The organism is Aquimarina megaterium XH134, assembly GCF_000520975.1.
GTDB lineage: Bacteria > Bacteroidota > Bacteroidia > Flavobacteriales > Flavobacteriaceae > Aquimarina > Aquimarina megaterium.
On the sequence record NZ_JACB01000032.1, the window covers coordinates 83,987 to 110,708 of the forward strand.

Below are 26,722 nucleotides of genomic sequence, written 5' to 3' on the forward strand. Positions count from 1 at the left end.
AACTAATTTATCGATTTTATGTGTAGGTATTTGTGAATTTTATATACAGTTTGCATTCTTTTAACTGTTTTTAACATTTTTTCACATAATTATGAGTTAAAAAATGAGAAATTGTATTAAAGTGACATGCATTTTTCAATTTTAAGCAAAATCCAGAAAGATTATTTAAAGATCTCGACTGGGATCATATTTTAATATATTTATGGAGTACTTTTTCGAATCAACAAAAACCCTCCTTGGATATCACTAATTACAATATTTCCACTTTCAAAATAAGGGTATACATTCCATACACCATTAAAGCTTGCACTATCACTTGATGGGAAAGTATCAAAAAAGCCTATTTCTGTCATATTTTTATTTCCGATATCAGAAATATCAAGTATTCTAACTCCAGCTCTATAATTTGCCAGATAAAATAGATTTCCTTTTACATATCCATTATGATCTATAGCTGTAGTAGGACCAGTATAATTCATATGAAACTTAGGATTATCAAGATCTTCAAAATCAAAAATTATAGTTCTGGTATTAAACCCAACTCCTTGTTCGTCGGTTTCGTCTCCTAATATAAAATATCTCATATCTTCTGTAAACCATCCTTGATGAGTATACCCCACATCTGTATATTTAATAGTAGATATAGTAATAGGATTGTTTTTATCTGTAATATCTGCGATTACAACTTCTATCTCATTACTACCAATTAATATTTCTTTACCTGTATAATCGGTGTCGGGTCCTTGATAATTAATTGCTTGCGCATCATGACTATAGGCCCTGTCTCCTGTAGAAAGAAACCCTCCTGCGGCAATTGGATTTTTAGGATCTTGTATATTAATGAATACAGGACCTCCTCGATACGTTCCGGATCTACTTGTTCCTACTGCATATGCAAATCCAGAGTCTTCGTTAATAACAATATTATGTGCACTTCCAAAATCAGTAAAATGTACATCTGCATTAAAAGTTTGAGGAGGATTTGTTACATTTCGCAGCCTTGTAAGATCGAAAACCTGCATTCCATGATTAGTAGCTTCACTTACAATAAAAGCGTGATTTTGATACACTTTTACATCTCTCCAAGGACTATTTACAGTTGCGGTTGGTAGTTTGCCTAAATAGATTGGACTATTAGGTGTAGAAATATCTATGAAAGCTGTACCGTTGTCTAGTCCTATCAAAGCATATTCTTTACCGCTTTGTGAGTCTGTCCATCCCCAACTATCATTACCTGCACCTGCAGACATTTCTGTGAGTGATATTCTAGTGATCAGATCATATCCGCTACAAGGATAAAACCCGCCGGCAAGGCCATTTTCACAGGGGCCAGATTTAACATCATTTGTAGCAACAGAAGGATTATTAAAAACGTCATTACCATTATCGTCACCACTACAACCTATAAGAGTTGTAAATAATAACAAATTGCACATAAAATACCTTTTCATATTGTTTTCAATTTTAATAAATGTACTAAACTTTTTTGAGTATTGTTTTAATATCCCAAAGCCATAAGACTTCTACATTAGGTTTAGAAGGCTGAAAAATCAGAAGTTTTTTATGAATTGAAATCACTTTGTTACCTACCTTTGCAAAATGATTGAAGACAAGAATACACCAAGAACACAACTATCTGAATTAGGAGAATTTGGACTTATTAACCATTTGACCAAGAATTTTGATATCAACCAAAAAACAACTTCTCTTGGAATTGGGGACGATGCAGCAGTTTTGGATTTTGAAAATAAAAAGTGCGTATTAACAACAGATTTATTGGTAGAAGGAGTACATTTTGATTTGTCATATGTGCCATTAAAGCATTTAGGGTATAAAGCTGTAATAGTAAACCTTTCTGATGTCTATGCTATGAATGCAACAGCATCACAAATCACGGTTTCTATTGCGGTATCAAACAGATTTCCTTTGGAAGCATTAGAAGAATTATATGCAGGGATTGAAACTGCAGCAAAGATTTATAATGTGGATGTAGTAGGAGGAGATACGACTTCTTCAACAACAGGACTACTTATTAGTATTACAGCTGTTGGATACGCAAATGAAGAAGATTTGGTATATCGTAGTGGAGCTAAGGAAAATGACCTTTTGGTTGTGACCGGTGATTTGGGAGCAGCATATTTGGGACTTCAGGTATTAGAGCGAGAGAAACAAGTTTATGAGGTTAATCCTAATTCGCAACCAGACTTGGATCAATATACTTATATCATTGAGAGGCAACTTAAACCAGAAGCACGAAAAGACATATCAGAACTTCTTAAAGCATTAGATGTAAAACCAACAAGTATGATTGATATAAGTGATGGATTGTCTTCAGAAGTAATACATCTTTGTTCTCAATCTAAAGTTGGCGTAAATTTATATGAGGAAAAAATTCCATTAGATCCTACAGTTATATCTACATGCGAAGAATTTAAAATGAATAGTACAACAGTAGCACTAAATGGCGGTGAGGATTATGAATTATTATTTACCATAAAACAAGAAGATTATCCTAAAATAAAAGCAAATCCCAGTCTTACAGTTATAGGTCATATAACAGATGAGAAAAGTGGAATTGGATTAGTGACCAGAGCAAACGAAAAGATAGCAATACAAGCCCAGGGTTGGAATCCGATTGAGGAATAATTAATAATTACGAAGCTGCCTGAAATGGAGTATCACGATTAGTTCTTGCCTGTTTCTTAGCGTGTACAGAGGCCAAAGCATTATTAATTTCTTTTAACTTAGGCGTCATTGCTTCTAATCGTCCTCTACTATTAGTAGTGGCTTGTTCACCACAGTGTGAACAGGTATATTCTTTAATGTGATGAGTAACATTTTTAGAAAGAAGATAGTCATGGCCAAATAGAGAACAGTAAATTTTTGAAAAAGAAAATGCGGAGGTTGGGGTAGTTTTTTTCATTATTCTTAGGGGGTTAAAAATTCATGGAAAAGGGTTATTGGTTCATTATCAATACAATAATAATATTTTTTTTATTATTATCCGCATTTTTGTAAGAAAAAATCGCCATAAATCATTGATTTTTAGATAAAATACTTCTTTTATAGTGTTTTTTGACCCAAAAAGAAGTATTTCGTCTAAAAAAAATATGAAATCACCTACCTTTTGGAGAAATCAAAAATAAGTTTATTATCTTCTAAGTTTTGTGTTAAAAAGAGCTTAGAAACTGGTGAAGTTCTGCAATATATTCGTCTTTATTCTCCAAGTATGACATATGGCCACCATCAAAACTAACAAGATTGATATTACATTGTTTCGATTCTTTAATACTTTGGTCATATAGTAAAATAGGATCTTTGGTTCCGGCAAAGATGATTTTTGGCTTATTAAAACTGGATAGAAGAGATGTGTGATCTTTTCTTACTTTCATTCCTTCTAAACCAGAAATAATTCCTTGTAAAGAAATCTTTGAGGCTTGATCTTTGATCATACTTATTCTGTCTGCAAATCGCAATCGATTTCCTTCAGCAAAAAGATTTGCAATTGCCATGCTAGTATATGCGTCGGGATTATTCTTGACTATCTCAATAGCTCTACTGCGATTTTGTTTTCTCTCTATACTATCAGGAAACGAAGTAGAATTTAACAATGCTAATCCCGAAACTATATTTGGAAAAAGATCTATACAGGCTAGAGCTACATAGCCACCCATAGAATGACCTACAAAAGAAGCCTTAGAGATATTTAGGTTATCTAAAACAACTTTGACTGCTTGTGCCATATCCTCCATAGTATGTATATACCCCATACATTCGGTAAGACCGTGACCTAAAAGATCGATAGAAACGCAATGATATGTACTTGATATATGATCGATGGTTTCTTCCCACATGGTAGAATTTTCTAAAAATCCATGCAAAAAGACTACAGGAGTACCTTTTCCCGAAGTATTATAATTTACTTTGATCCCTTTATACGTTATTATCATTTTACTTTTTAATTTAAAGAGCAAAGAAACTAGAAACAATACTCTTTTAAAATGTAAATAAATATTTTTTTATGAATGCACTAAGTTTTTGGCTACAGTTATATATTAATTTTTAACTCGTTATTGCTTTTATATTTACAAATACTATTACGATTATTTTGTATGCTTATTATGGTTTCATTATTATTGCTTATTAAAGGGACATAAATACCTAACCAAATGAGATTTAATAAAGAAACTTTTGTTGCAGGATTTGCATTATTTTCAATGTTTTTTGGTGCAGGAAACCTAATGCTTCCTCCACTTTTGGGGTATAAAGCAGGTGATGCGTGGTTTCTGGTTATTATGGGTTTTGCTATTTCGGCAGTAGTTATTCCTTTATTAGGAATTTTTGCGCACGCCCGCTTACAAGGAACTATGCTTGATTTTGCAAAGAAAGTATCTCCCACATTTAGTCTTGTTTATTGTATATTGGTTTATTTGATCTCTATCACATTACCTTCCCCAAGAACCGCATCTGTAACCCATGAGATGGCAATTGAACCTTTTTTTGGCACAAATGCCTGGTTGACTAGTACTATTTATTTTGCATTAGTGTTGCTTTTTGTACTTAATCGATCTAAGATTCTTAGCTTATTAGGTAAATTTCTTTCTCCTATTATATTTATCGTTGTACTTAGTATCATATGTATTAGTATTTTTTCAATGCAAACTCCTGCGATTAATCCTTCAGAATTTGGAACTCCTTTTATTAAAGGGTTGCTAGAAGGCTATCAAACATTTGATGCAATAGGAGCTGTTGTTGTAGGTGGAGTTATTATTGTATCTCTAAAAATTAAGGGAGAAAATAATTTTGATAGAAATCGAAAACTGATTATTGGATCTGGTGTTTTGGCAGGAATAGGTCTTTTTGTTATTTATGCAGGTATGATTTATAGCGGTGCATTATTTGGTGCTGATTTTGACACAACTATTTCCCGAACAGATTTATTATCGGGAATGAGTTTAAAAACACTAGGCAGTATAGGTAAAGTTTTTTTAAGTATTCTGGTTGGGTTAGCTTGTTTTACTACAGCTGTGGGTATTGTAACCGGTACTGCAGATTTTATAAAAGGAATTTGTAATGGATCTCAAAAAGCATACCTTATTACTGCAATTGTAGCTTGTATTCTAGGGGTATTAATGGGACAGTTTGATGTACATTATATCATTGATGTAGCAATACCAGCACTTATGTTTATTTACCCTTTGACTATTGTTTTGATTCTGTTAAATGTTTTGCCTAATAGATTTACTTCTTCATTAGTATTTAGAACTGTAGTTATCGTAACTATTTTATTTAGTATTCCTGATTTTTTAGGGTCTATAGGAATGCAAGACTATGTTGCTCCGATTTTAAAAATCCTCCCTTTAGGAGTGTATAGTTTGGCTTGGTTATTGCCAGCATTGGTAACGCTGGTTGTTATGAATATCTTTTCAAAAACAGAGTGATTTTTCTAAACATAAAAATTAAAGATTTTTAGGGGTAATTTCCCCTTTTGTATTGTGTTAGTTTTTGTTACATTCGCGCCAGAAAACAACGAATTTTAATATTTATATAAAGGGAAATCTATGGGAAAAATAACTACTCTTATACTTATTACATTATTTTTATTTTCTTGTTCTAATGATGATAACTATGTACCTATAGCATCAAGTTTGGATAAAGATTTAAAAACTCTTTTAACCGATATTTCTGAAGATAAAGGTCTTGCTTATTTTATCTTACCGAAAAGTGATGATTACCTTAAAATACCTCAAGATCCACTAAATCCAATTACCAGGGAAAAAGTTGAATTAGGAAAGCTATTATTACATGAAACAGCTCTTGGCAAAAACCCCAAAATAGATGAGATGAAAGCTACATATTCTTGTGCCTCTTGTCATCAAGTTGCTGCGGGGTTTAGCTCTGGATTAAGGCAAGGTATTGGAGAATGTGGTATAGGTTTTGGAACCAATGGTAATGGTAGAGTAATAAACACTAATGTTCCTGTGGATTCTGTAGACATCCAGCCACTTCGCTCTCCTACTCTTTTAAACGTGGCATACCAAGATGTAATGTTATGGAATGGGCAATTTGGAGGTACAGGAACTAATGCAGGAACAGAAAGTAATTGGGCAAATATTCAAGAGAATTTTCTAGGATTTCAAGGTGTAGAAGTTCAAGCGATAAAAGGTCAAGGAGTTCATAGATTGCTAATTGATGAGGATTTTGTAAATACACTAGGATATAAAGAAATGTTTGATAATGCTTTTAGTGATGTTATAGAAAGCGAGCGGTATACTACCAAGAATGCAGGACTTGCCATGGCTGCTTATGAAAGAACATTACTTGCCAATAAATCGCCTTGGCAAGAATGGTTAAAAGGAGATTATGATGCGATGAGTGAGGTAGAAAAGAAAGGAGCAATTGCATTTTTTGGAAACGGAAAATGTTACCAATGTCATACTGGACCAGCACTAAATGATAAAAGCTTTCATGCTTTTGGGATGGGAGATTTTGATAATTCTGATAAAGCATTAGTGTTAGATAATGCAGGTTTTGAAAATGTAAAGAAAGGAAGAGGAGGGTTTACTAAAAATCCAAATGATAATTATAAATTTAAAACACCAACTCTTTATAATCTGACTGATAATGGTTTTTATGGTCATGGAGGCACATTTACATCGGTAAGAGATGTTATCGTTTATAAAAATAAGGGAGTTGCTCAATCTACCGAGGTAACTGCAGAAAATCTGGCAACTCAATTTGGGACAATTGATTTGACAGATCAGGAAATAGATAACCTCACAGCTTTTATTGAAATCAGTTTACGGGATACTGATCTTAATCGATATGTGCCTGAAACGTTGAAATCAGGATTATGCTTTCCGGTTAATGATGTGCAATCTCAACAAGATTTAGGATGTAACTAAATATAGCGTAATCGTTTTTGGTCAAACTTAATTTAATGTAGCAATCCACCAGGTGTTACCAAATGGATCTCGAAAACCAGCTCCTCTGGCGCCATAATCTTCGTCCATAGGTTCCATCAAGGATTTGGCTCCTGCATCTATTGCTTCATAATACGTTTGATCAGTATCTTTTACATAGACATACATACAACCGGGATGTGCAGGATTATGTTTTGAAGCTTCTGTAAGAAGAATAGTAGCATCGCCGATTCTAATTTCTGAATGTTGTATTCTATTATCAACATCGAGGCTTCGTATCATTTCCTGTGCCTGAAAGATTTTTCGAATGAAATCAATAAAATCTTCAGCCTTTTCGACTACTATATATGGCATAGCTTGCTGGTGACCAGCAGTGATTTTCATTCGTTGCATAATATAAAAAGAGAGTTTTTGTATTCAACGAAGGAAGTATAGAAAATATTCTATAAATGTGTAAAAATATCAACGAGAAGGCGGATTAATTTTACCATTTTTTTGCTTTTCTAGCTCTTTAATAAAATAAGAAGGATAAATTCCAGTCTTTTTATAGAATGCTTTAGAAAATGCTTCAGAATTATTAAAGCCGATTTCTTGTGCAATGGCTTGCACTGTATATTTTCTAAATATCGAATCCTCGCTTAATTTATCAATTACAAAATCGATTCGTAAATCGTTGATATAATTGCTAAAGCTTTTTTCTTTAAAAGTATTCACCACTTTAGAGAGATAACTAGAGTTTGATTCAAACTTTTTGGCAAGATCTTTTGAGGTTAGAGGCCTTAAAAACTCTTTTTTTTCTTCAAATTGCTTAAGCTTATCAAGCAGGTTGTCTATGGTTTCTTTGTTAATAGATGAAGAGGTAGACTCATCAGTAGATCGATCTTTTTTTTGGTTTTGATCAGAGATTTGATGTAAGAGTTTTAAAAATCTTTTTTTGTAAAGTTGTTGCCGATAATAATAGTAACCAATACCGATTAGACTTAATAACAGAAGTATTGATATGATAATATTTTGAGAGGATATCTTATTGTTTTCTTTTTCTAATGAAGCTATGATTTTCTGTTTTTGTTCAAGAAGCTCCCTGGTGTCAAATTCTCTTAAAAGTTTATCATTAATGATCCAATAATCCTTTATTAAAACACTATCTGCACTTAGTAATTTATTTATATACAGTAATTGATTGGTATGGTCACCAATAGATTTGTAATAATCAACCAGTTGTACATAGGCAGTTCTACTTTCGGGTAAAAAATAATTTAAAGTTTCAGAAATAGAGTCTATTTTCTTGAAATAAGAAATAGATTCTGAGGTTTTACCTAAGCTTTTATTAGAATTTCCTATATATAAATATGCATTAATTAAATCTGTAGTACTTTCATATCCTCTTTTTGGATTAATAATTTTAGGTAATATTGGTTTAATTTTCTTTATGGCCAAACTATATTCCTGGTTGTAATAATCTAGAATACCATCATTTAAATCGAACAGAAATTCAACAGGCTTACCTTTAGATAGTTTAACTCCTTCTTTGTTTAAAATTTTTGCAGAATCTATTTGATTATTTAATCTATATACAGAGACGAGTTCTGTTAGCGTTAGTAGATAAGAGATAGTATCTCGTTTTGTTTTGTTTTTGATGCTTTTTTCATAAATGATACATTCTTTGTATAGCTTTTTTGCCTCACCATATTTTCCTAGCTTCCTCTTTAGATTTGCGATATTATGCTTAAGAAGGTATATATACGGTACATTATTGTTTTTTCTAGAGTGATCTAATGCTGTTAAGTAGTCTTTAAGACTATGATTAAGATCCCCAAACTCCCCATAGGCAATTGCTCTTTTGTTATAGAAAACCTCTGGGTGGTTCTTTTTAACTATATTTTTCCCGAAAAAAACAGCACTGTCTAAAGCTTCTATTTTTCTTTTTTTCGAATCATTATACAATAGACTTTTATAGACATAAGACCAAGCTATACGACTACTGTCTTTGCTGTTTTTTCCTTTGTTGAAATATGCCCGAGCATATAATCTTGCTGCTGGTATACTACTATCTAAACTTGCATGAAAGTTTTCACTAAGCTGTTTATATGTTTTTTGCATCAAGGAATCGGAAACATGAAGAGATTGGCCATACCCCATAAACGAGACAGAAAGAATGAAGATGTTTCTAAGCAGTTTTAAATACATACCATACTATTTAGAGTTTCAAATTAAGCATTAAAAGTATTTAAATACTGATATTAAAGTCAACAAAAGAAATACGGTTTTTATCAATTACGAGAAATTCTTCATTCATTTCTATATAATAAGACGAGAGATTTTTACCGGTGATGATAAGGTTTTATGCAAACTATAAATTTAATTTGGTTGTTTAAAAAAAGAAGACTATTCATCAATTTTGGTATATTTTTCTTTGCAAGGTTCCATACACTGGGTCGGATAGTCGATGATCAACATGGACTCATTTATTTCAAAATTTATTTTAGAGTCTGAAGATGTACAAGGAACGATAAGTAGAGTATGATTCATGTCATATGTTCCAGACATTCCGATGGTTTTATCATCATCTAATGGGCAGTAAGATACATTTGTTTTTAAAGTGCCATCATCAAAGAATTCGATAATTTTTTCCTGATTCGCTTTTTGGAAGACTCCTTTTCCATTTCCTGGATCTACCAGCACATGTGTTAGCTTCCATTTACCAACTAATGGTGATTTCTTTTTTTTAGTGCAAGCATTGCAAAAAGTAATGATAAAAAAACAAAGAAGAAGTTTTTTCATGATAGAACAGGTTTTAGAGTTGTGTTCGACTAAACTAAAAAAAATAAGAGAGATTACCTTACGGCTTTACCACCGAGTTTTGAGTTGTGTTTAGGAGATAGTAAAAACCCCACACATAAGAATGGGTGGGGTATGTATTTGATTTTATCGAATTCTAATTATTCATTAATTCTTCAATTTCTTCAGCTTCAATAGGAATATTAGCCATGAGGTTAAAAGGTTCTCCTTTTTCCTGTATTACTACATCATCTTCAATACGAATTCCAAAACCTTCATCAGGAATATAAATCCCAGGCTCAACAGTAAACACCATATTTGCTTGCATAGGCTCGGTAAGGATACCATAATCATGGGTGTCTAATCCTATGTGATGAGAAGTACCATGCATAAAGTATTTTTTGTATGCAGGCCATTCTGGATCTTCCTTCTGTACATCGGCCTTATCTATAAGCCCTAATCCTAATAATTCGGAAGTCATAATTTTACCAACTTCGACATGATAATCGGCCCAGATAGTTCCTGGAATCAACATTTTGGTAGCTTCATTTTTAACTCGAAGTACAGCGTCATAAACATCTCGCTGACGTTTAGAGTATTTTCCTGATACCGGAATTGTACGAGACAAATCACTAGAGTAATTTGCATATTCTGCAGCAACATCCATAAGGATTAAATCACCTGCTTTACAGGGTTGATTATTTTCTATATAGTGAAGCACATTGGCATTGTTTCCACTTGCGATTATAGGAGTATATGCAAAACCTTTAGATCTGTTATTGATAAATTCATGTAACAATTCGGCTTCAATATTATATTCCCAAACATCAGGTTTTACAAAGCTTAAAAGTCTTCGAAATCCTTTTTCGGTAATATTACAAGCTGTTTGCATAAGCTCAATTTCGATAGGATCTTTTATTGCTCGTAATCGTTGTAAAATAGGATTGCTTTTTGCTACGGTATGTGCAGGATATTTTGCTTTCCACCATTTGGTAAAACGATCTTCACGAGTTTCTGTTTCTACACTTGATCTGTAGTGCTCATTAGTGTTTACATATACAGTTTCACACTGCGTCATGACTTCAAAGAAAACCTTCTCTAAATCCTGAAGCCAATATACGGTTCTGATTCCCGAAACATCAAAAGCTCGTTCTTTGGTTAGTTTTTCACCTTCCCAAATTGCAATATGCTCATTGGTTTCTTTTAGAAATAAAATCTCACGATGCTTTTCCTTAAGAGCATCGGGAAAAAGCAACAATACACTTTCTTCCTGATCAACGCCACTTAGGTAAAATATATCTCTATGCTGCTCAAAAGGCATAGTACTATCGGCACTAATCGGATATATATCATTACTATTAAATACAGCAATGCTACTAGGTTTCATTTGTGCAGCAAAGTTTTTACGGTTTTTGATGAAGAGATTGCTATCGATCTGGTGATATTTCATTGTATGATATGTTGTTTAATTACAAACCTCATAAGCCCTCTAGACCAAACGAGGATTAGGAATACTGATTTTCTTCAAAAATATGATTATTATTTGCGTAATAAAAAAAGGAACTCATAAGATTTTGAGTTCCTTTTTAAATATTGAATTTACCTTACTTTTTTTATCAATATGAGTGTATTTTTATTTGCTTATTGCATTTTTGATTAAACCTATTATAGCCATTAACACACCACCTCCGACACCACCACCTGCAATGCTTCCTAGTATCCCAGACAAATCCATTCCGCCAGAAGTGCCTATTCCCAGATAATTTAGCAAATATCCACCTAAACCTCCTCCGAGTATTCCCAGAATTGAATTTCCTACTTTACCTAAGGATACATTTTTTAGTAATGAGCCTGCAATATTTCCTCCAACGGCCCCACTGATTAATTGAATAATTAATGGTAAATACTCTTCCATGATTGTGTATTTAATTGATTAGTACTTAATAAATTAACTAAAAATTTACGAGAAACGCAAAAAATAGACAATATCCTTAGTGGTTTATGATTATTGTTTTAAAACAAATGATTGTTAAACAATATCTAAAAATTTTGAGTTTGTTATAACAATATCTACTTTCAGCGCACTAAACACCCATCAAAATGAAAACATTTACATCATCATTATTTTTCTTCTTTCTTTCTTCTTTTATTTTTTCTCAACAACCAGCTACTAATGCAGAATTGGTACAGAAAGGATTGCTGAATAAAAAGCAAATGGAAAAGTCTTCTTTAGTGAAACATGTCCCTTTTAATAATATTGGGCCGACTGTAATGAGTGGTCGTGTAGTAGATGTCGATGTGAATCCAGAAAATACTACAGAGTTTTATGTTGGATATGCTTCTGGAGGATTGTGGCATACTGTAAATAATGGAACTACTTTTGAACCTGTTCTTGATTCTGCAGAAACAATTAATGTTGGTGATATTGCCGTAGACTGGAAAAATAATATCATTTGGGTAGGAACTGGCGAAAATAATTCATCTAGGTCATCCTATGCAGGGGTAGGAATTCTAAAATCTACAGATAATGGTAAGACATGGAAAAATGTAGGACTACTCGATTCACATCATATAGGTAGAATCGTTATTAATCCTAATAATCCAGATGAGGTCGTAGTGGGAGTAACCGGGCACTTATATTCTTCTAATCAAGAACGGGGAGTTTATAAAACAACAGATGGAGGAGCTACCTGGAAAAAAACATTATTTATTAACGATCGAACAGGTATTATTGATTTAGCATATGCACCTGAAAACTTTAGTATTATGTATGCAGCTGCATGGGATAAAGATCGTAAAGCCTGGAATTTTGAAGGTAATGGATTAGGGTCAGGGATTTATAAAAGTACTGATGCAGGAACTACCTGGAGTAAAATATCTATAGAAGGAAGTGGTTTTCCTACGGGAGAAGGAGTAGGTAGAATAGGCCTTGCTGTTTTTGATGAAAACACGGTATATGCTGTTCATGATAGCCAGTATAGAAGAAAGGAAAATGATACCAAAAAAAGTAACAGCGGATTAACCAAAGAGGATTTTAAAACGATGTCATCAGAAACTTTTTTAAAATTGGAAAATAAAAAGCTAAATGCATTTTTAAAAACCAATGGGTTTCAAGAAAAGTATAGAGCAGATAATGTAAAACAACTTGTGCGTGGGGGTACGGTAAAACCAATAGATCTTGCTAAATACCTCGAAAATGCTAATGCAATGTTATTTGATACTCCTGTTATAGGAGCAGAAGTATACAGAAGTAATGATGGTGGTAAATCCTGGGCAAAAACCCATAAAGACTATATTGATGATCTATTTTATAGTTATGGATATTACTTTGCTCAGATACAGGTAAGCCCTGCTAATAAGGATCATATATATATTTCTGGAGTCCCCATTTTGAAATCTAAAGATGCCGGAAAAACATTTACCAATATTAATGGAAAAAATGTTCATGCCGATCATCATTCGTTATGGATTAACCCTAAAAACCCGATGCATTTGGTAAATGGTAATGATGGAGGACTAAATATCTCTTATGATGATGGAGAAAACTGGATAAAAGCTAATCAACCTAGTGTGGGACAGTTTTATGCAATTAATATTGATCATGAAAAACCATATAATGTATATGGCGGATTGCAAGATAACGGAGTTTGGGTAGGAGCACATAATGCTAAAGAAGACGATTCCTGGCATCAAAGTGGTCATTATCCTTGGGAAAGTATTATGGGTGGTGATGGTATGCAGGTACAGATTGATGATCGGGATGCAGATATTGTATATACCGGGTTTCAGTTTGGAAATTATTTTAGAATACATCGCGCTACAAATAAACAAATCTATATTCAACCTAAACACGAATTGGGCGAATCTCCTTATCGATTTAATTGGCAAACACCAATCTTATTATCGCCTCACAATCAAGATATTTTGTATTTAGGAGGAAATAAATTAATGAGATCGATGAATCAGGGGGATGACTGGACTGCGATATCTAATGATTTAACAAATGGTGGTAAAAAAGGAAATGTTGCTTATGGAACGTTGACTACAATTGCCGAGTCTATATTTCAATTTGGACTTATCTACACAGGTAGCGATGATGGGTTAGTGTATGTAACCAAAAATTCTGGTGGGAGTTGGAGCAAGATTTCGGATTCTTTTCCTAAAGATCTTTGGGTATCAAGAGTGATTGCTTCTTCTCATAAAAAAGAAAGAGTTTATGTTGCATTAAATGGATATCGATGGGATGACTTTAAACCTTATGTCTATGTAAGTGAAAACTATGGACAGAGTTGGAAAAATATAGGAAATGGCTTACCTGTATCTTCAATAAATGTGATTAAAGAAGATCCTAAAAATGAAAATGTATTATATATAGGAACAGATAATGGTGCCTATGTTTCACTAGATAAAGGAGCAAACTGGCAAGCTTTTTCTAATGGATTACCTAATGTAGCGGTTCACGATATTGTAATCCAACCAGAAGCTAATGATTTATTATTAGGAACACACGGTAGAAGTATATACAAAACAAATATAGAAGCGGTACAGCTTCTTGATGATAAAGTAATAAACAAGGGACTTCATGTTTTTGATATACCTGCAATGCAGTGGTCAGATCGATGGGGTGTTTCGTGGAGCAAATGGTCTACACCATATGAACCAACAATTACCATCAAGTTTTATGCTGGAAAATCAGGAGATTTCTCTATTAAAATTACTACCGAAGAAGGAAAAGTACTTCAGAAATTTTCTACACAAGCTGATAAGGGGCTTAATTATGTAGAATACGATCTTACGATTACTGAAAAAGGAAAAAATATACTCGAAAAAGAATTTCCTGATGAAGAAGTTTCTAAAAGAAAAAACGGGAAATATTACCTTCCTACAGGAAGATATTCAATAGAAATTTCTGATGGAAAGCAAACAGAAAAAGCCTTGTGGGAAATTAAATAAAAGGAACCTCTAACAACTTATATGTATAAACCCCATCAAAATATTTTGATGGGGTTTAAGCAATTCAAACATTTATGATATAAAACAATCATATTTTCTTTAGTATCCTTTATTGGGTATCATATTAGAGTTTGCGTTTAATTCGGCTAAAGGAATAGGAAAGGCATAATTATAACTACCATATACAGGCCCTGCAGAAACTACATTTAGTTTTGGGATATCTTGTTTTGTTCGTGCTAAATCATCAAACCTAAACCCCTCAAAACATAGTTCTTTTCTTCTTTCTAAAAGAATATTTTCTTTGGTTGCTTCTGTATATAGGTTAGCCCCTCTATTATCAGGAATCATATTTAGCCAGTTTAAAGCATCACCTATAGCCCCTGTTTCTAATAATGCTTCTGCATAAATTAAAATGATTTCTTCATATCTTATTAGGCTAACATTGTCATCAAAAGATTGAGAAGGATATTTACCAATGTTTCTTAATTTATCCCCATCGGTATCTATCATACTGGCAGTTCCTCTAATATCACCAGCATCAAAAATAGAAGTAAAATCATTATAAGCTACAATATCTGCATACCCAAACCGGTAGATATTTGCCAAGCCGTTTATTCCTTGATTATCTACATTATCAAATGCTAATTCAAAAATAGAATTAGGGGCGTTATCAACAGACCAACTATCTACATACGAATCTCTATCTAATATAGAGAATTGCCCAGAATCGATTATAGCCTTTGCTGCATCTCTGGCTGTTATATATTCTTCAAAATACAATGCTACTCTTGCCTTAACTGCTTTTGCAGTATAGCTAGTTACATAGCTAGATGTACCATTAAGAGTTTCTGACATTAAGGATGACGCTTTGTCGAGATCTGCAAGAATTAAATTTTTTACTTCCTCTACAGTTTTTCTACCAGGCAGAAGATCATTATCATCTTTAAACTTATCGATATAAGGAACTCCCAAAGCTCCTAATCCGCCATTATCAACATGTTGTTGGCCATATAAGCGTAGCAAATCAAAATGGCCTAGTGCTCTTATGACATAAGCTTGTCCTTTAATATGATTGATTTGATCTTGATCTCCTTCAACACCTTCTATATTAATAGCAATATTTGCTGTAGATATGGTTGTATAGATTACAGACCAGGTATCTAAAGCATATCCATTGGCATCAGTCATATTCATATCACTTACACTAATAAAACGACCAGACTCACCAGTAGAATATGTATTATCTGATCTTGCTTCTCCATATATGATAATGTCCCTACCATAATAGGTAGATTGAGTCATCCAACTATAGGTACCATTTAAAAGATTAGATAAATCTTCTACAGTACTTATATTGCCTTCTAAGTTCTGATTTTGGAGTAAAGTAGGCTCTAAATCATCATTACTACAAGAGGGTATTAATGCTATAAATAAAGCACTATATACGAGGTATATTATTTTTTTTGTCATGATTTAAAATTTTAGGTTAACGCCAAATACAAATGATTTTACAGGTGGTGTAGTTAATCTGGTAAATCCATCGGTTCTTACTTCTGGATCGTGTTTTAATCGATCATCTTTTACCCAGGTAAATAGGTTGGTTCCTCTTAAGGTAAAAGTGATTCCATCTACTCCTATTGTTTCTAAAGCACTATTAGTAAGGTTATATCCTAATACCAATTCTCTTAATCGTATATAATCGCCATCATATAAGAATCGAGTGGAAGTTGAGGAAGATTGATTTCCTGCTCCTGTATTTGATTGTAGAGCTGGATAATCTGTAATATCTCCGGGTTTTTTCCAGCTTTGTAAGAGTTCTTCTGTACCATTAAAATATAAGGTACTGTTTAACCCGTTACTTTTGGTATAATACGACCAGCTTTCGTATACTTTGTTACCACCTGTAAAATATAGATTAGCATCTATAAAGAATCCTTTATAATCTATATGAGTCCCAAAACCACCACTATAAGTTGGGATAGCGCTACTACCTTGAAAAGCTACTTCTGCTTCATTAAAATTATTTGTAGTTTCACCATCTACACCATTAATATACCACAAAGGATCACCATTCTCTGGATCTACACCTGCCCATTTTCTCATATACCACTCATATATTGGATGCCCTACTTCTACTCTTCGCGTTCCTGTGGTAATTACAATATCGTTTCCAGAAGCATCTTTTGCCAGTTTCTTGACTTCGTTATCTACAGTAGCTATGTTTCCAAAAATACTCCAGTTAAAATCTTGCCCGCTTATTATATTATAGTTTAGTTCTATTTCAATACCCTTATTTACAACTTCTCCAATATTTCTGTTAACATCTGCAAATCCAGTGGTTCGGGATAATCCTACTTCTTGTAAAATATCAAAGGTTTTTTTATTGTAATAGGCAACTGACCCCGATATTTTATCGTTGAAAAGCCCAAAATCGATACCCATATCTAGTGTATTATTTTTTTCCCAGGATAAGAATTCGTTTCCATATCCTATGGGATATATCCCCGGATTAGCATTGTAATCTGCGTCGTAAGCCAAAAGGGATTGATATTCATTAATGTCTACTCCTGCACTACCACTAGTTCCATAAGAGGCTCTTAATCTTAAATTACTAAATAAAGTGCTGTCATATAAAAATTCTTCTGAAGTGATGTTCCATGCTGCACCTATTGACCAGAAGTCGCCAAAACGTTGATTTCGTGAAAAACGTGAAGAAGCTTCTCTTCGATAAGTAGCATCTAGTATATATTTATCGTCAAAATTATAGTTTAACATTCCCAGGTAAGAAAGGTTCTTCCAATCACTAAAAGAAGTACTGGCTTCAAAATTAATACTGGCTTCGTCTACAAAGGTTAATCCATCTTTTGGAAATTTTTCGCCTTGAGCACTTATGAAGTTGTATTTATTTTTTTGGAACTCCTGTAGTATAGTAATATCAAAACTATGTCTGTCCAGGCTGGTTTTATAGTTTAAAGAATTTTGAGTGACCCAATTAAAGTTACGACTGGTAGAAGCATAAGAACTACCACCTTCTTCTACAGCGTTCCCATGAACCCTATTAGAAAAATTTTTGTAGTTAGCTAAATTATAATCTATACTAAAATTGGTTTTAAATTTTAAGCCTTTCAGAATTTTCCATTCTAAAGTAGTACTATTCATTGCGCGAGTAACATCATTATTAATGATATCGTTCTCTATTAAATAAAGATAATTAAAGTAGTTGGTAGCGCTTCCAAAGTCAGTAAGATTCAAGGTTCCGTCTGCATTATATGCAGGTAGTGTTGGTGGTACAAAGAATTGAGCAGAAAGTCCACTTGCAAAAAATGCTCCTTGTTCAAACAATCCATTTTGATCGATATTAGAAACACTAAGATTATTTATAAATTTTAGCGAATTAGTCATGTCTTTCGAAAAATTAAATTTTGCAGTGATTCTTTCGTAATCTGTTCCTTTAACGATACCTTCGGTTTTGTTATATCCTAAAGAAGTATAGAAAGTAGAGGTTTCACTACCTCCTGTCGCAGAGAAATCAAATGTTTGCAAAGCAGGATTATCAGTCTTTACAATTTCCTGCCAGTTTGCTTCTGGCCTTCCATTTGTATTCCAGTCGGTATATGAAGTACCCCAGAATCCAGGAAACCGCTCATAAAGATCCTTAGCTTCAGATCTGTCTATACTATATGTTTCTCCATAAGTATTAAATACAGCGTCATAAAAAAGTTCTTCTCGTTGTGCTGCAGTTAACATTTTCGGACCCTTTACTGCTTGCTCCTGATACCCATAAGTAGAAGTAAAATTAAATGTCGTTTTTCTATTTTTTCTACCATTCTTTGTAGTGATTACAATAACCCCGTTAGATCCTCTTGCCCCGTAAGCGGCGGTTGCAGAAGCATCCTTAAGAACGGTAATACTTTCTACGTCTCTGCTATTGATACTGGATAGAGAGCTTAATGAACTGGCAGAACTACTACCAGAAGTATTATAATTAACCATAGGCACCCCATCGATTACAAAAAGTGGAGCATTAGATGAAGTAATAGAGCCTACTCCCCGAATTCGGATTTGTTGTGTTGATCCAGGAGTTCCCGAAGAAGAAGCTATGTTTAAACCCGCGACCTTACCTTGTAATGCCTGATCTACTGTTACTACAGGTACATCATTAATTTCATCGGCAACAACTTGCACAGTACTACCCGTAATTTCATTTTTACCTCTCGTAGTATATCCAAGTACAACGATTTCTTCGAGTTCCTGGGTATCTGATACCATTTCGATATTAATAGTGTTTGATATGGCATCTATTATTCTCTCTTCTGTTTTCATTCCGATATAAGAAAACATCAATATCTCACCAGCTTTGGCATTAATGATATAGTTGCCATCAAAATCTGTTTGAGCACCCTGGTTTGATCCTTTGATAATTACTGCTACTCCAGGTAATGGAATACCACTATCATCTGTTACTTTTCCTTTTATTTCTCTTTCCTGCAGAACATCACCAATTTTATGTGCTTTGTAAGTATTTCCATATGCATTAAACAGCCCCACAGATAAACATAACATAAAAATTGTTGTGGTTGTAAACAGTTGATTTTTAATAATTTCTGCTGAATTCAAAAAATAAGTGTTGATTTTTTTATTCATAATTCGTTTTTCTAAAAATTGATTTTGTTGTTCTTTTCCCCTTGTGTAAGAAGTTTACTCTAATGCTTCGTAGAGTCTGATTTTATTCCATAAAGTGTTGTTTTAAGTTTGTATTAATATTGATTTCGTGCTCTGTTTTTTTCGTATAGGCCGAGCTTGACACATCTATCGATATAGATGTGTCTACCGTTATATTATATTTTCAGTAATGTTGTTAAGTACTTGTTTTCCCTATATTCAGTCTAACATCATCAAAGAGAACTAAATGTTGATATTTCAAATTTTGTAGATAAATTTTGATAATTATTCAGCAAGACTGCTTTATTTTTTATAAAATGAAAACAATTCGAATGGCATTGTGTTTTTTTGTCAAAAACAGAATATTATTCAGTATAGTAAGAGTGTAAAAAAGAGATAATTTTAAATTAAGTAAGTATTTTATGATATATTAACAAGAAACCTTGTCATATTAATATAATTTTATAATAAATGATAAAAATAACCTGAAATATAGGGTGGGGTCTGTGCGTTATTAAACGTTATAGATAGTGTAGATAGGAATACATTTGCGTAATCAATGAAAATAAACCCATACAATATTATTTTGCTTATAGGGTGTCTGGGTATTGTAATTTTTGCAATTCTTAAATTATGTTGTTGCAAAAAAAAAGAAAAGACATTTAAGTTTTTTTATTATTTTTTGATTACCGCAAATTTGGTAATCATTCAAATACTATTAATAGATTTTGGAATTACCAAGTTATATCCTTGGATTCTTATACTGTATACTCCATTCGAATTTTTGTCACCTGTTTTTTTTACTGCATTTACCTGTTATTATCTTGAGAAAGAGGAAATATATAAAAGGTATCAACGATATCTTTTAATCCCATTTATGGTGTTTTTTGTTGTATATACCTTAATAAAGATTAATATTCTGATTGATTATTCTATTTTTTCAAAAAACACAGCTTCTTTTCTTCTTAATGAAATAGATGAAAATTTCACCGTTATTTTTTGTTTTATGCTTTCTATATGGAATTATCGTATTATACAGAGATATGAGAATTCTTTAGGAAGATTATCTTTTGTTTATGTTAGAAAAAAAACAAAATGGATAAAGAATATTTTTGTTGCATTAGTGATTCTGTCGGTGTTATGGATGCTTACTATTACTTTGTTTTTTATTAAAGAAGAGATAACGGGTCATTCTGCATATTATCCAATTTGGATGCTATATATGATTTTTTGCTACGCTTTTCTCTTTTTGGGGATGAAACATTTAAACAAAGTATCGGGTAGCGTTACTAATTTAGAAGACCCAATACAGAAGAAGATTATTAATTTTCAGCTATCAGGACTAGATCATGTTTTCTCAGAAAGAGAACTTCAATTAGTACACTCTAATCCCATATCTATTACAGGAATATTAAGTTATTTTGCTACTTCTTTGTTTGATAAAAATAAAAGAGATGATGTTTTATCAGATATTGTAGAGAATTGTATTTCTCAATTACAACTACAAGAATGTAGTATCTATATGATATGTAAAGAAAATAAGACATTAATTCCCAAAGCAATATATAGTAACAAAAACAATTGTGAAATCATAAAAAGAAAAAAACAAATACCTATTCCAATCGGAGAAGGAACCTTGGGTAAAGTAGTACAATTAGAGAAATATCAATGTGTAGAAAACTTAAGTGTAATTATAGGTGATAATGAGAAGTACATTACAAGAAGATCAAAACTTTCTGTTCCTATATTTATAAGAAAGAAGGTAGTAGGAGTCTTGGATGCCGAGCACGACGAGAAAGCATATTTTAAGTCACATCATATTGCATTATTTCTATTGATAGCTAAATTAACAGAAATAAAACTTTCTCAAATCAACACCAATACCAATCCAGTAGTACTCACTAATATTACAAATGACAATGCTTACTTTAAAGAGTTGGATTTTTTAATGAAAGAAGAAAAAATTTATGTAGACCCTAATTTAGGTCTAGAAAATATTTCAAAAAGACTACAAATAAGCAGTAACTATCTATCCCAATTGATCAATAAACTAGGAGGCTGTAATTTTTCTGATTATATAAATAGTTATAGGGTCGAAGAAGTAAAATCCAAACTAAAAGATCCAGATTATGATAACTATACCGTACTTGGTATTGCCATGGAATGTGGATTTAATTCGAAATCACCTTTTTATTCTGCATTTAAAAAACACACTGGAGTCTCTCCCAAAGAATATAGACAACAGCAACAAATTATGTCCTGATTTCTTGAAATTCAAACTTTAAGGACACTTATAATTTTTAATGTTATTAGAATTGCATCTCATTTGTATTTTATACAGTTGAGTTTGTGTATAAGGTGAGTAGGTTTTGGGCCCTTAAAATGTACTCACCTTTTTTAAATATCTTAAAATCTAATAATATGAAAAATCTTATCCCTAAAAGAATTACACTAATCGAATACATTTCACTTCTGGCATTTGCTACATTCTCTTGCGAGCGAGTTAATAATGAAACATTACAAGAAAATAATAATGGAGAATTGGCGATTTTTACATTCTCTAATGGAAATACCTTACAATTAATTGAAAGTGACGAAGAAGGAGATCCAGTTATCCTGGCTATTGAATCTGGCTCAAATAAAAATATAGAATTGATAGACTTTGACTCTAATTCTATATTAGACATATACCTTAAATTAACTCCTGATGACTCTCCTCTCCCAAAAATAATTGCAAATATCTCTGAAGACAATGACCATTTGCATCATAGAAGCGTTGTTAAGGATTTTGATACTGCACTAAAATTTAGTGTTGAAAAAATCCCTGAAACACTTAAAATGAAGAATAATACTAAAGCAAATTTTTGCGATGATATTCCTGAGAGTTATAATCATTGTTTTAACCGAAAAAAAAGCAAAGTGTCTAATATTACATCAAGTAGTAGATGTAAAGTAATGAAAAATTATACCTCTGTGTTTAAAGAATCATACAATGAAGGGAAGTATATGGAAGTAAGACATAGATATAGAAAAGCATCTGGAGGATGGGCGACACATGTTAAAGGGAAATACAAGGTATATCCCGGAAAATGGAAACGATTGTCGATACCAGGGAAAATGAAAAGATACAGAAGAGCAGCGCGTAGTGGGGTTAATGCAATAACTGGCCTTGGAACAGAATATGTGTATTGGAAAGGATATACTGATTTTCGGAACTAAAAATAAAATTGATATTACCAGAATAATGATTTTATAATAAGAATTTTATTAGTGAGTAATTCAACAGTTTGAAATGATGGTTTGGTAGGCAGCAGGAAGAAAATTTTGATTCTCCTGCTGCTTTTTTATCAAAATGTATATGATTTAAAAAAAGCACATTCAATTTTCCAGAAAGATAATATAAGAGCAAATCCAGAGACATTATTTATGATTCTAAAGGTATTTTATGAGAAGTAAAACTCTTAACAGAACAAAACCATTTCTAGATAAGTTTATCTTAAAAGTATTTTTTATAATAGTCATACTCAATATTGATATCACCTTGTTATCTGCTCAAGGAACATTTGAAGTGGGAGATACCACTGTTTCATATTCGTTTCTTAGAACCGATGTTGAGAAGCCTTGGGAGATTTTGTGGGGTCCAGATGATATGATTTGGTTTACCGAGAGGGATGCAGGAAATGTTTGCAGAGTTGACCCCTACGATTCTTCATCCCCAAAAGAAATCTTGCTTACATTACCATCTAATCAAATACAACAAGGGCCTGGTACAGGAGGGTTGTTAGGCATGGTTATACATCCAGATTTTAATGATGGCAGTCCCCATGTATATCTTGCACACAGCAATATTCAAAACCTACAAACACTTTCAAGATATACCTATAATTTTACCAATCAAAGATTAGAAAATCAGGAAATTTTACTTCAGTCCACTTTGGGACCAGATAATCATGGCTCAAGGTTGTTGATATCAAATGACCAAAAGTTATTGATGACTACAGGAGCAAATGATGAGGAGTATGCTTCCAGACTTGATAATATAGTAGGTAAAGTTTTACGCATAAATCTGGATGGATCAGCACCTATCGATAATCCATTTTATGACTCGGGTAATCCTACATCACCAGCAAGCTATATATACAGCTACGGACATAGAAATCCACAGGGTATTGCACAGGTTCCCGCAGATCATCCTACATATCCCAATGCTATTTATGCATTAGAACATGGTGCACAACTTAATGATGAATTTAACCGTATAGAGCCGGGTAATAGTTATGGGTGGGGCTTTCTGGATATTAATGATAATATTGTATATGAGGGATATTGCGACCCTTCTTCTAATACAAATGAAAACACATGCCCCTTGGTTACCTTTGATCTTGCCCCAACGGGATTGTTGTATTATGACCATCCAGCTATACCTGAATGGGAAGGTACGTTCATAGGAGGATCATCAAAAGGCGCGAGAATTTTTAGGATATTGATGTCTTCAGATGGGCTAAGTGTTATTAATAAAGATACCAGTTTAAATCCTGCCAATAATATAGTATTGACCAATGATGATCAATATGTGGTCTGGGGTGATGATGGGACTCAGGTTTCTCCACGGGATTATTGTATATCCCCTAATGGCGAAGTCTTTATGGCATCTCATAATCAAGATAGAATAGTAGTGCTAAGAAATGAAAATTACTGTTTATCTGCCCCAACGATTGAAAACCCTGATCCCTTATGTAGTAGTGACCCTATACCTGTGTTAACAGCATTGGGTAGTGGCACTATTCGATGGCATTCTGATACTGGATTAACCAATCTGTTACATACAGGAGAACAATTTGAACCCACCGGCATTACAGAGACTACAACATATTATCTTACACAATCAAATACAGATTGTACTTCTGCCTACTCTTCGGTAACCATAACGATTCTTTCTGATCCACAACCCTTTTCAATTGATCAAAGTGCCAGTATGCAATTATGTTCTGGAGATACACTAAGTTTTTCACTTAACGGATCAGAGATTGGAGCTACCTATCAAACCTTGTTGGATAATGTTTCTATTGGTGATGTTGTTGAAGGAACAGGAAGTTTGATTACTTTAAATACAATCGGAGGATTAAGTTCTGGGAATATCCAGGTTCGGTCTTCGTTGAATAATTGCACATCTATAATGAATGGTTCTTTTGATATTGAGATATCCGATCCGTTTAATGTTGTATTACAAGCAGTAGATAATCAACTACAAGCCACTCCCTCGGTAAGCCCTGGAGGGTTGACATTTTCCTGGTATAGAGATCAGGAATTAATCGATGGTGATGATCCGGTATTGCAATTATCAAGATCAGGAACCTATTATGTAATTGTTGATAATGGTAGTTGTAATGTAATTTCTAACACAATAGTATTTACCTGTGCTTCTGTTCCCGAAATGCCAGAAGAATATAGTGTCTGTTTCGATTCATTTATACAGTTAGAAGCAGTAGGAGAAAACATCACCTGGTATTCTGATCCCGATCTCGAAAATATTATTGCTACAGGAAATATATTAAATACCGATATATCGACCACTACTACATTTTATGCTACCCAAACTTCAGAAGGTTGCGAGAGTAATCCTGGTACAGTAACCATAACAGTAACTGGGCAATTAAATGCATTTGATCTATCGGGTAACACCTCTATGTGTAGCGGAGAGGATGTAACCATTCAGTTATCAGATTCTGAAAACGGGATAGAATATGTGGTATTGATAAATACTACAGAAATTGGTATTTCGGCAATGGGATCGGGAGAATCTTTATCGATAGATATTCCTTACTACCATATTCGTAATGATGATGTAGTAACAGTTCGGGCAATGAGTGAAGGGTGTGATCGATTAATGAATGGTAGTATTGTTATAAATCACTCTAATGTTGTAAATGTCTATTTTGTAGATGAAGACCAAACATTAATTGCTACGTCGGGGATTGGATATTTGTATCAATGGACTTTAAATAATACTCCTATTGCAGGAGAGACAGGTAATTCTATAGATATTCAATCTAATATAGAGGATTATGGTCTCCTAGTTACGGTTGCAGGTTGTACACAATTAGCCGAACTAACCGATGATCAAAACTTACTTACTCAAAATATAAATATTGGAGATACCAGAGGATATGTAAGACTACTTACTAATGATATAGAAGTCCCGTGGTCTATAGAATTAGATAGTAATGGTTTTTTATGGGTGACAGATAGGGATCTTGGAGTGGTAAGTAAAATAAACAGAAATACAGGGGATAAACAAGAAGTACTTAGACTAGGTGAAACACAAGGTTTTGATGCCAATACTTCTCCTAGAGGAGGATTGCTTGGTTTGACTTTGAGTAACGAAGAACTGTTTGTTGCATATACATATAATGATGGTAATCTTAAACTGCGAATAGCAAAATATACTATTGTAGATGGTGATTTAACTAATGAAACTGTACTTTTAGAAAACATTCCTTCGCCTTCAATGCATGGGTGTGATCTTTTACTATCATCAGATGGATTTTTATATATCACAACTGCATCTCCCAATAATAATGCTCAGGATATAAATAGTTTGGAAGGGAAAGTCCTGCGAATCAATACAGATGGTTCTATACCGGTAGACAATCCTATACCTGGTAGTTCTGTATTTACCACGGGGCATAGAAACCCTCAAGGGATCACACAAGCCGGATCATATATTTATATAAGTGAACACGGTGAAGTAGGAGGAGATGAGATCAATCTGATTAATTCTGGAAATAACTATGGATGGCCAGATGTGACTACACCTTGCAATAATCCGGATATTGATTGCTCTTTTATCGATCTGGGGTCTGTTGCTCCCGCTGGATTAGATTATTATGATCATACCGCTTTTCCGCAGCTTAATAATAGTCTTCTTATGGCTACTTTAAGAGGTCAATCTGTTATCAAAATACCTCTGGATAATGCTCTTTTACCAATGCAAAACATAGAACACCTGTTTGGAGGTAATGAACAAGGCGTTTTTGGAAGAATCAGGGATATACACATTTCTGAAGAAGGGACCATTTTTATTGCTTACAGTGGTAATACTATTGTTGAGGCGGGTATTGCAGAAATCAGCCCCATACGATCAAGTGATAATGAAAACGTAGAAGGCCTTAGTGCTGTATTGTTTCCAAATCCCGCAAGAGACAATGTTGATGTTCTGGTACCAGGATATACCAGTTTTATGGTAAGGGTGTTTGATGTTAACGGAAAACTAATTACTACTTCAAGAATTCTGGATAGTAATACTACAACAATCAATATCTTGAATTATAGCAGAGGGTTGTATTTTGTTAAGATTAATGTTGAAGATGATGAACAAACCTATAAAATTATTAAGGATTAAATCC

The 26,722-nt window shown here is 33.2% G+C and carries 17 protein-coding genes; 7 read left to right on the plus strand and 10 right to left on the minus strand.

Annotated features, from left to right (window positions below):
• Positions 1 to 200: 200 nt before the first annotated feature.
• A complete protein-coding gene (locus Z053_RS0116965; protein WP_025666182.1) occupies positions 201 to 1,451 on the minus strand; it encodes a choice-of-anchor B family protein in 1,251 nt (416 codons plus the stop codon).
• A 148-nt stretch (positions 1,452 to 1,599) separates the two neighbouring features.
• On the opposite strand from Z053_RS0116965, the gene thiL reads away from it, so the two are divergent.
• Complete coding sequence (gene thiL / locus Z053_RS0116970; protein WP_025666183.1) at positions 1,600 to 2,646, plus strand: thiamine-phosphate kinase; 1,047 nt, start codon at positions 1,600 to 1,602, stop codon at positions 2,644 to 2,646.
• Positions 2,647 to 2,653: 7 nt separating this feature from the next.
• Here the strand turns inward: thiL and Z053_RS0116975 are convergent, their stop codons facing one another.
• Together Z053_RS0116975 and Z053_RS0116980 are read right to left on the minus strand one after the other, a co-directional pair.
• Entirely contained in the window at positions 2,654 to 2,923 is a 270-nt protein-coding gene (locus Z053_RS0116975; RefSeq protein WP_025666184.1) for a hypothetical protein, read from the minus strand.
• A gap of 247 nt (positions 2,924 to 3,170) precedes the next feature.
• Positions 3,171 to 3,950: an alpha/beta fold hydrolase gene (locus Z053_RS0116980; RefSeq protein WP_025666185.1), complete on the minus strand. Its 780-nt coding sequence runs from the start codon at positions 3,948 to 3,950 to the stop codon at positions 3,171 to 3,173.
• 219 nt (positions 3,951 to 4,169) lie between these two features.
• Between Z053_RS0116980 and brnQ the strand changes: the two genes are divergently transcribed.
• Together brnQ and Z053_RS0116990 are read left to right on the plus strand one after the other, a co-directional pair.
• Positions 4,170 to 5,441, plus strand: coding sequence for a branched-chain amino acid transport system II carrier protein (gene brnQ / locus Z053_RS0116985; RefSeq protein ID WP_025666186.1), 1,272 nt, complete (start codon positions 4,170 to 4,172; stop codon positions 5,439 to 5,441).
• 120 nt (positions 5,442 to 5,561) lie between these two features.
• Complete coding sequence (locus Z053_RS0116990; protein ID WP_025666187.1) at positions 5,562 to 6,905, plus strand: cytochrome-c peroxidase; 1,344 nt, start codon at positions 5,562 to 5,564, stop codon at positions 6,903 to 6,905.
• A 27-nt stretch (positions 6,906 to 6,932) separates the two neighbouring features.
• Here the strand turns inward: Z053_RS0116990 and Z053_RS0116995 are convergent, their stop codons facing one another.
• The 5 genes from Z053_RS0116995 to Z053_RS0117015 all read right to left on the minus strand — a co-directional run bounded on the left by Z053_RS0116995 (position 6,933) and on the right by Z053_RS0117015 (position 11,616).
• A complete protein-coding gene (locus tag Z053_RS0116995) occupies positions 6,933 to 7,316 on the minus strand; it encodes a VOC family protein (RefSeq protein WP_025666188.1) in 384 nt (127 codons plus the stop codon).
• A 69-nt stretch (positions 7,317 to 7,385) separates the two neighbouring features.
• Positions 7,386 to 9,110, minus strand: a complete 1,725-nt coding sequence (locus Z053_RS0117000; RefSeq protein WP_081748285.1) for an AraC family transcriptional regulator — start codon at positions 9,108 to 9,110, stop codon at positions 7,386 to 7,388.
• 198 nt (positions 9,111 to 9,308) lie between these two features.
• Positions 9,309 to 9,704: a hypothetical protein gene (locus Z053_RS0117005; protein WP_025666190.1), complete on the minus strand. Its 396-nt coding sequence runs from the start codon at positions 9,702 to 9,704 to the stop codon at positions 9,309 to 9,311.
• A gap of 154 nt (positions 9,705 to 9,858) precedes the next feature.
• Entirely contained in the window at positions 9,859 to 11,151 is a 1,293-nt protein-coding gene (locus Z053_RS0117010; protein WP_025666191.1) for an aminopeptidase P family protein, read from the minus strand.
• Between the two features lie 183 nt (positions 11,152 to 11,334).
• The gene (locus tag Z053_RS0117015; protein ID WP_025666192.1) at positions 11,335 to 11,616 is read right to left on the minus strand and encodes a hypothetical protein; all 282 of its coding nucleotides are present in this window, start codon (positions 11,614 to 11,616) and stop codon (positions 11,335 to 11,337) included.
• Positions 11,617 to 11,801: 185 nt separating this feature from the next.
• On the opposite strand from Z053_RS0117015, the gene Z053_RS0117020 reads away from it, so the two are divergent.
• Complete coding sequence (locus tag Z053_RS0117020; protein ID WP_035096345.1) at positions 11,802 to 14,654, plus strand: VPS10 domain-containing protein; 2,853 nt, start codon at positions 11,802 to 11,804, stop codon at positions 14,652 to 14,654.
• 99 nt (positions 14,655 to 14,753) lie between these two features.
• Here Z053_RS0117020 and Z053_RS0117025 read toward each other — a convergent pair whose 3' ends face one another.
• Positions 14,754 to 16,124: a RagB/SusD family nutrient uptake outer membrane protein gene (locus tag Z053_RS0117025; RefSeq protein ID WP_025666194.1), complete on the minus strand. Its 1,371-nt coding sequence runs from the start codon at positions 16,122 to 16,124 to the stop codon at positions 14,754 to 14,756.
• A 3-nt stretch (positions 16,125 to 16,127) separates the two neighbouring features.
• Positions 16,128 to 19,298, minus strand: a complete 3,171-nt coding sequence (locus Z053_RS0117030) for a SusC/RagA family TonB-linked outer membrane protein (protein ID WP_025666195.1) — start codon at positions 19,296 to 19,298, stop codon at positions 16,128 to 16,130.
• Positions 19,299 to 19,875: 577 nt separating this feature from the next.
• Here Z053_RS0117030 and Z053_RS30295 point away from each other — a divergent pair.
• The 3 genes from Z053_RS30295 to Z053_RS0117045 all read left to right on the plus strand — a co-directional run bounded on the left by Z053_RS30295 (position 19,876) and on the right by Z053_RS0117045 (position 26,718).
• A complete protein-coding gene (locus Z053_RS30295) occupies positions 19,876 to 21,579 on the plus strand; it encodes a helix-turn-helix domain-containing protein (RefSeq protein WP_025666196.1) in 1,704 nt (567 codons plus the stop codon).
• Positions 21,580 to 21,737: 158 nt separating this feature from the next.
• Complete coding sequence (locus Z053_RS0117040; RefSeq protein WP_035096346.1) at positions 21,738 to 22,535, plus strand: hypothetical protein; 798 nt, start codon at positions 21,738 to 21,740, stop codon at positions 22,533 to 22,535.
• A gap of 226 nt (positions 22,536 to 22,761) precedes the next feature.
• Positions 22,762 to 26,718, plus strand: coding sequence for a PQQ-dependent sugar dehydrogenase (locus tag Z053_RS0117045; protein WP_025666198.1), 3,957 nt, complete (start codon positions 22,762 to 22,764; stop codon positions 26,716 to 26,718).
• The last annotated feature ends 4 nt before the right edge of the window (positions 26,719 to 26,722 follow it).